General features: G+C 67.2%; 8 protein-coding genes. 4 read left to right on the top strand and 4 right to left on the bottom strand.

What is annotated here, in order from left to right; translation table 11 throughout:
• On the top strand, positions 1–697 hold a 697-nt coding region (locus A5733_RS13765), incomplete at its 5' end, for an APA family fibronectin-binding glycoprotein (RefSeq protein WP_076240519.1).
• Positions 698–729: 32 nt separating this feature from the next.
• Here the strand turns inward: A5733_RS13765 and A5733_RS13760 are convergent.
• On the bottom strand, positions 730–987 hold the full coding sequence (locus A5733_RS13760) for a hypothetical protein (RefSeq protein ID WP_076240518.1): 258 nt from the start codon (positions 985–987) through the stop codon (positions 730–732).
• A 351-nt stretch (positions 988–1,338) separates the two neighbouring features.
• Here A5733_RS13760 and A5733_RS13755 point away from each other — a divergent pair, with 351 nt between their 5' ends.
• Both A5733_RS13755 and A5733_RS13750 read left to right on the top strand, forming a co-directional pair.
• Entirely contained in the window at positions 1,339–1,641 is a 303-nt protein-coding gene (locus A5733_RS13755) for a GlsB/YeaQ/YmgE family stress response membrane protein (protein WP_067768702.1), read from the top strand.
• A gap of 11 nt (positions 1,642–1,652) precedes the next feature.
• On the top strand, positions 1,653–2,666 hold the full coding sequence (locus A5733_RS13750; protein ID WP_142253987.1) for a zinc-binding alcohol dehydrogenase family protein: 1,014 nt from the start codon (positions 1,653–1,655) through the stop codon (positions 2,664–2,666).
• Between the two features lies 1 nt (position 2,667).
• Here A5733_RS13750 and A5733_RS13745 read toward each other — a convergent pair whose 3' ends face one another.
• Positions 2,668–3,141, bottom strand: coding sequence for a hypothetical protein (locus A5733_RS13745; protein ID WP_083666172.1), 474 nt, complete (start codon positions 3,139–3,141; stop codon positions 2,668–2,670).
• Positions 3,142–3,259: 118 nt separating this feature from the next.
• Between A5733_RS13745 and A5733_RS13740 the strand changes: the two genes are divergently transcribed.
• The gene (locus A5733_RS13740) at positions 3,260–3,844 is read left to right on the top strand and encodes a CGNR zinc finger domain-containing protein (protein ID WP_076240503.1); all 585 of its coding nucleotides are present in this window, start codon (positions 3,260–3,262) and stop codon (positions 3,842–3,844) included.
• Here the strand turns inward: A5733_RS13740 and A5733_RS13735 are convergent.
• Positions 3,841–4,605, bottom strand: a complete 765-nt coding sequence (locus A5733_RS13735) for a CPBP family intramembrane glutamic endopeptidase (RefSeq protein WP_076240502.1) — start codon at positions 4,603–4,605, stop codon at positions 3,841–3,843. The two genes, A5733_RS13740 and A5733_RS13735, sit on opposite strands and share 4 nt — an antisense overlap.
• Before the next feature lie 38 nt (positions 4,606–4,643).
• Complete coding sequence (locus tag A5733_RS13730) at positions 4,644–7,013, bottom strand: phosphoketolase (RefSeq protein ID WP_076240501.1); 2,370 nt, start codon at positions 7,011–7,013, stop codon at positions 4,644–4,646.
• Positions 7,014–7,031: the final 18 nt, after the last annotated feature.

The raw sequence follows: 7,031 nt of genomic DNA, 5'->3' as shown, positions 1-7,031 counted from the left end.
TACCGACGCGGACCCGAACGCGCCTGCTCCGGCGCCTCCCGCCCCCGAGCCCGGCCGGGTGGACAACGCTGCGGGTGGATTCAGCTATGTCGTGCCCGGCGGCTGGAAGGTGTCCGACGCGACCCAACTGTCCTACGGACAGGCGCTGCTGACCAAGATTCCGCCGGAAGGCACACCCGAGCCGCCGAACGACACCAGCGTGCTGCTGGGGCGCCTCGACCTCAAGCTGTTCGCCGGCGCCGAGGCGGACAATGCCAAGGCTGCGGTCCGGTTGGCCTCCGACATGGGCGAGTTCTTCATGCCGTTCCCCGGAACCCGGGTGAATCAGGAGACGGTGCCGCTGGACGCCAACGGCCTCACGGGTGTGGCGTCGTACTACGAGGTGAAGTTCACCGACGCCAACAAGCCCAACGGTCAGATCTGGGCCGGTGTGGTCGGTGCGCCGCCGCCTCCGGGCACCCCGCGCGGACAGCGGGCCCCGGAACGCTGGTTCGTGGTGTGGCTCGGGTCGGCCAACCATCCGGTGGACAAGGCCGCAGCCGTGGCGCTGGCCAACTCGATCCGCCCGTGGACTCCGCCGCCGGCGGCCCAGCCCGATCCCAATGCGCCGCCACCACCGGCTGATCCGGCCCACCCGGGTGTCGGGGTGCCGGTGCCGGTCACCAACGCCCCGCCGGAGATGATGCCGCCGGCCTGATCACGGCCCGGCTGCCGTACGTCGCACCTCGATCAGGGGCCGACGTACGGCACATTTCCTTCGAGGTTGTTGACGTTCATCAGATAGCAGTTCGTGCCACCGAAGCCCATGGCCCCGGCGGTCACGCAGCGCTGAAAGCTTCCGTCCTGTCCGATCGGGCCGTCACACGTGGTCCCGCCGCCCCACGGCGTCCAACCACCCTGGCAGCCGGCGTCGGCCGGGGCGGCGCCGGCCAGTGCGATGCCGCCGGCGGCCAGCGCACACGCGGTCAAGCCGATAAATGTCCTCATGATTCTTTCTCCGTCCCCATCGCCGGGCCGATGTTTGCCGGCACCGCGCGGTGCGGTGGAAGTGATCGGTGGGGCCGGGGAGAGCGTGCTGGTGGACGTTCTGGGTCGGGGCCGGTCTGCCTTCACAGCGCGTTGCCAGATGAAGACAACGGTAATCACGTCCGCGGGCGGCGACAATGTGATCTGCGTTTGCCCGTTCACGTCTTCGCCGTCGATGTCCGGCTGTGCCGGGCGGCGGTCGAGCCTGATCGTTCCCAATTGACCAGCTGAATTGTTACGTTCTGCGGGTACACCTTGGGTGTGGCTCAGCGAGCCCGCTGGGCATAGCCAGTGACAGGCAGGAGATCTGCAATGGACGTAATGGCGGCTACCGAAATCCTGGCTCGTTCCTCCACGCTGACGAGTGTCGGCTGGATCGGTTACATCATCATCGGCGCGATCGCCGGGTGGATCGCGGGCAAGATCGTCAAAGGTGGTGGCGCCGGCATCCTGATGAACATCGTCATCGGTGTGATCGGTGCGCTCATCGGCGGATTCCTGCTCAGCTTCTTCCTCGACACGGCCGGCGGTGGCTGGTGGTTCACGCTGTTCACCGCGATCCTCGGTTCGGTGATCCTGTTGTGGATCGTCGGGATGGTGCGCCGGGACAGCTGACCGGTACCGCGATGCCCACCCGGGCGATGACCGCCTGGCAGGTGGTCGATCCCGGACCGATGGGCTCGCGACCGCTGCACCGGGTCAGCGTGGGAATCTCGCAGCCCGGAGCCGGGGAGCTGCTCGTCAAGGTACGGGCCTGCGGGGTGTGCCGCACCGACCTGCACGTGGCCGAAGGGGATCTGCCGGTACACCGGCCGCACGTCATCCCCGGGCACGAGGTCGTCGGTGAGGTGGTCGCAGTCGGCGCGGATACCGTCGGCTTCAGCTGCGGCGACCGCGTGGGCGTCGCCTGGCTGCGTCATACCTGCGGACAGTGCAGGTACTGTCTGCGCGGACGGGAGAATCTGTGTCCGTCGTCGCGCTACACCGGGTGGGATGCCGACGGCGGGTATGCCGAATTCACCACCGTGCCCAGTGCATTCGCACTCCGGCTGCCGGTCGGGTACTCAGACGTCGAGCTCGCGCCGTTGTTGTGCGCGGGAATCATCGGCTATCGGGCGCTGTTGCGCACCGATCTGCCCGCCGGCGGCCGCCTGGGTCTCTACGGTTTCGGGGGTAGCGCGCACCTGACGGCACAGGTGGCGCTGGCGCGCGGTGCCCGCGTGCACGTGATGACCCGCGGTGAGCGGGCCCGCGAACTCGCGCTGACGTTGGGTGCGTCGTCGGTGCAGGGGAGTGCCGACTTGCCGCCCGAACCCTTGGATGCGGCAATCCTGTTCGCCCCGGTGGGTGATCTGGTCCTGCCCGCGTTGGCGGCCCTGGACCGCGGTGGTGTGCTGGCGATCGCGGGCATTCATCTGAGCGACATCCCGGCCCTGAACTACCGGCGACATCTGTTCGAAGAACGCGAGATTCGCTCGGTCACCGCCAACACAAGGGCCGATGCCCGCGATTTCCTGGCGTTCGCGGGCGAACACCGGTTGGCGGTCAGTGCACCGGTCTATCCGCTGGACCGTGCCGACGAGGCGCTGCTCGATCTCAGTGCCGGGCGCATCGCCGGTGCGGCGGTGCTGCGGGTGTAACTCAGAGCGCGGCCAGCGCAGCACCCAACCTGCCGGTCAGATCGCCATGCCCGAAGGCGTACATCGGTCCGAGCCCGTCATGGATCAGTCGGGACAAGCGCGCCATCCCGCGGGCCTCCACCGCCGACGGTGAATGCAGACGCAAGGTGATCGTCTCGATGATCGGCTGAGCTGCAGCGATATTCTTGCGGTGCAACGGGATTCGCGACGACAAGAAGATGCTGTCGCTCGTGGCCTCGCGCACGCAACGACGCAATACCCGGGCGATCGCCTCCCGCTCCGAGGCTGACGTCAGACGGGCGGCGCGGAGCGCGATGGCACTTCCCGGGGGCGTCGGCGCACCGACGGCCAGCAGGGCGTCGAGTCGTGGCGCGCGCACGCGGGCGGTGAGGCGGGCCCGCAGGGTCGGGCGGCAGTGTGCCGGTGACAAACCGGCCGTGCGCCTCGGCGGGGCGGAAATTCGATTGTCGTTCACGGCGATCCCTCGTAGCTTCCGTGGTGTCGGGCCGTCAATACGTGACTATCTAAGAACCTACGCTGGTCATGAATGACTAGTCAAACCATTTAAGCGGTCACGGCGGTACGGTGGAGAGGTGACGAGAACCTGGCTCGGTGATGCCGAGACCAAACCCGCGCCCGAGCCGCTGGCCCGGATCCAGGCCTTGGTCAACACCCTCGAATTACCGTCAGGCGCCGATCGGCTCGCCGACCCGAGTGCCGCTGTGCCGTGGCTGAGGGCCCACGGCTGGCTCGCAGATGGTGATCGGCCCACGCCGGGCCAGCTGGAACAGGTGCGCCGGGTCCGTGAAGCGTTGCGCGCCCTGCTGGTCCACAACACCGGTGGGCCACCGCCGCAACCTGAACACCATGCCGAACTACGAGCGTTGACGGAGGCGGCCACCGCGAGGGTCAAACTGGCACCCGACGGGCAGATCGAGTTGTCAGCCGCCGGCGACAGCGTCAGGGAACGGCTGCTCGAGCTGCTGCTGGTGATGCGCGATGCGCAGCGCGACGGCACCTGGACCCGGCTGAAAGCGTGTGCGAACGCCGACTGCAGGTGGGCGTTCTACGACCGCTCGCGCAACCATGGCGGCACGTGGTGCGTGATGTCCGAGTGCGGCAACAAATTGAAGAACCGTGAGTTCCGGGCGCGAAACCGGGCGCGCGCCGGAGGCTAAGTCGACAGGTGCCACACCAGGGCGGCGGCCAGTGCGCCCACCCCGTTGAGCGACCAGTGCAGCGCGATCGGTGCGATCAGACTGCCGCTGCGTCGGCGCAGCCAGGTGAAGATGAAGCCGGCGGCACCGGTGGCCACGACCGCCAACACCACCCCGGCGACCATGCCGAACACACCCCCGCCGAACAGCCGCGTGAAGCCGACGTTCTCGCTCGTCAGCCCCAGCGAGCTGGCGATGTGCCAGAGGCCGAACAGCAGTGAGCCCCCGGCTGCGACGCCGCGGAAACCCCAGGCGCGGTTCAGCGCTCCGTGCAGCACCCCGCGAAACGCCAACTCCTCGGGGATGACGGTCTGCAACGGGATGATGACCATCGAGGCCAGCAGCGCACCCGAGATGGTGGCGTAGTTGTCGTTCATGAACATCGGCCGCGTCCAGGGCAGCATCGTCCCGACGGCGATCACCGAGACCACCAGCGCCACCGCCGCCAGCGCGTACCCGACACCGGCGCGCCAGTGTTCCCGGCCCAATCCCAGCTCGGCCCAGCCCAGGCCGCGGGCCCGGACCAGAATCAGCAGACCGATCGCGGCGGACGGGACGGTGGCGACACTGGCCCACGGGGTGGTGAAGTGCGCGATGAGGTTGGTCAACGTCAGGATGACGACGACGATGCCGATGTCGGCGTAGATCCGGAAATGATGCAGCGCAGAAAGCTGGGCCATCACCGGGTGGGGGGCCGCAGCCGTGGCGCTCGAATCAGACATAACTCGCTAATCGTACCGGCGCGGCGCAATTAGCCAGGTCACAACGTGGTCCAGGTCCAATTGGCGATGGCGGGGTCATCCTCACCGTGTTCGCGGGTGTAGCTGCGGGCGGCCAGGCGGGCATCGACCATCTCCTGGCGCAACCCGGCGGCGTGGGCGCCGAGCCCGTCCACCCGGTCGATGACGTCCATGACCAGATGGAAGCGGTCCAGGTCGTTGAGCATCACCATGTCGAAGGGTGTTGTCGTGGTGCCGCGCTCCTTGAACCCGCGCACGTGGAGCTGGTCGTGGTTAGTGTGCCGATAGGTCAGCCGGTGGATCAGCCACGGGTAGCCGTGATAGGCGAAGATGATCGGCTTGTCGGTGGTGAAGATCGAGTCGAACTCGCGCTCGGGCAACCCGTGCGGATGTTCGGACTCCGGCTGCAGGCGCATGATGTCGACCACGTTGACGACCCGCACCAACACGTCGGGCAGCTTGCGGCGCAGGATGTCCGCGGCAGCCAGCGTTTCGAGTGTGGGAATGTCGCCGGCGCACGCCAGCACCACATCCGGTTCGCCAGTGGTGTTGCTCGCCCACTCCCAGATGCCGAGTCCGCGCGTGCAGTGGGCAACGGCCTCGTCCATCGTCAAATAGGTGAGCGCAGGTTGCTTTCCGGCGACGACGACGTTGACGTACTGCCTGCTGCGCAGGCAGTGGTCGGCCACCGAAAGCAGAGTGTTGGCGTCCGGCGGCAGGTACACCCGGACCACCTCGGGACGTTTGTTGGCGACGTGGTCGATGAAGCCCGGGTCCTGGTGGGACGCGCCGTTGTGGTCTTGACGCCACACATGCGAGGTCAACAGATAGTTCAGTGACGCGATCGGCCTCCGCCAGGACAGGTGCGCGCTGCTGGACAACCATTTGGCGTGCTGGTTGAGCATCGAATCGACGATGTGGACGAACGCCTCGTAGCAGTTGAACAACCCGTGGCGACCGGTCAGCAGGTAGCCCTCCAGCCAGCCCTGGCAGAGGTGCTCGGACAGCACTTCCATCACCCGGCCTTCGGGCGAGAGGTTCTCGTCGACCGGCAGCGTCTCGGCCTGCCAAATCTTGTCGGTCTTCTCGAACACCGCCGAGAGCCGATTCGACGCCGTCTCGTCCGGACCCATCAGCCGGAAGCGGTCGGGGTTGCGGGCGATGACATCGCGCAGGAACGTGCCGAGCACCTTCGTCGCCTCTGCGGTTTCGGCCGCCGGTCGCTGCACGGTGACCGCATAGTCGGTGAAGTCCGGGAGGTCGAGGTCGCGCAGCAGCAACCCGCCGTTGGCGTGCGGATTGGCACTCATCCGCCGAGTCCCGCTCGGGGCCAGCGCGCGCAGATCCGGCCGCAGCGCACCCTCGGCGTCGAAGAGTTCCTCGGGCCGGTAGCTGCGCAGCCATGCCTCGAGTTGAACCATGTGCGCGGGGTTGGTCCTGGTCTCTGACAGCGGCACCTGATGGGACCGCCAGGTGCCTTCGACCAATTTGCCGTCCACCTCGTGCGGGCCGGTCCAGCCCTTCGGGGTGCGCATGATGATCATCGGCCACAGCGGACGGCCCGGCTCGCCGTCGAGGCGGGCCGCGCGCTGGATCGCGGCGATCTGGTCGAACGCCTCGTCCATGGCCGCCGCCAGCTGCTGGTGCACGTTGGCCGGGTCGTCGCCGGCCACGGTGATGGGCCGGTAGCCGTAGCCGTAGAACAGCGATTCGAGCTCTTCTTGCGGAATCCGGGACAGCACTGTCGGATTGGCGATCTTGTAGCCGTTGAGGTGCAGGATCGGCAGGACCGCGCCGTCGACCACGGGGTTGAGGAACTTGTTGGAATGCCAGCTGGCGGCCAGCGGGCCGGTCTCGGCCTCGCCGTCACCGACCACACACGCGACCACCAGGTCCGGATTGTCGAACGCCGCGCCGTAGGCATGTACCAGGGCATAGCCCAGCTCGCCGCCCTCGTGGATCGATCCGGGTGTCTCGGCTGCCACATGACTGGGGATGCCACCAGGAAAAGAGAACTGCCGGAACAGTTTTCGCAAACCATCGGTGTCCTGCCCGATGCCGGTGTAGATCTCGCTGTACGTCCCTTCCAGGTAGGCGTTGGCCACCAGACCCGGACCGCCGTGACCCGGTCCGGTGATGTAGATGACGTTGGCGTCGCGCTCGCGGATGATCCGGTTCAGATGCGCGTACAGCAGGTTCAGCCCGGGCGTGGTGCCCCAGTGCCCCAACAGCCGCGGCTTGATGTGGTCGGCCACCAGGGGCTGTTTAAGGAGCGGATTGTCCAGCAGATAGATCTGTCCGACCGACAGATAGTTCGCCGCTCGCCAATATTCATCGAGCTTTTCGAGTTCCGTGTCGGTCAAGGCCGGTGAGAGGGTCGCGTCGCTCATGTCTCCATGGTGGTCGGT

Source organism: Mycobacterium sp. NS-7484, assembly GCF_001953975.1.
Lineage (GTDB): Bacteria > Actinomycetota > Actinomycetes > Mycobacteriales > Mycobacteriaceae > Mycobacterium.
Note: the sequence above shows the minus strand (reverse complement) of the source record. Positions and strands in the feature narration are given on the sequence as shown.

Bases quoted from the DNA above. Each gene is read 5' to 3' on its own strand.
- A5733_RS13760 (WP_076240518.1), bottom strand. From the start codon at position 987: ATGAGGACATTTATCGGCTTGACCGCGTGTGCGCTGGCCGCCGGCGGC.
- A5733_RS13755 (WP_067768702.1), top strand. From the start codon at position 1,339: ATGGACGTAATGGCGGCTACCGAAATCCTGGCTCGTTCCTCCACGCTG.
- A5733_RS13750 (WP_142253987.1), top strand. From the start codon at position 1,653: ATGCCCACCCGGGCGATGACCGCCTGGCAGGTGGTCGATCCCGGACCG.
- A5733_RS13735 (WP_076240502.1), bottom strand. From the start codon at position 4,605: ATGTCTGATTCGAGCGCCACGGCTGCGGCCCCCCACCCGGTGATGGCC.
- A5733_RS13730 (WP_076240501.1), bottom strand. From the start codon at position 7,013: ATGAGCGACGCGACCCTCTCACCGGCCTTGACCGACACGGAACTCGAA.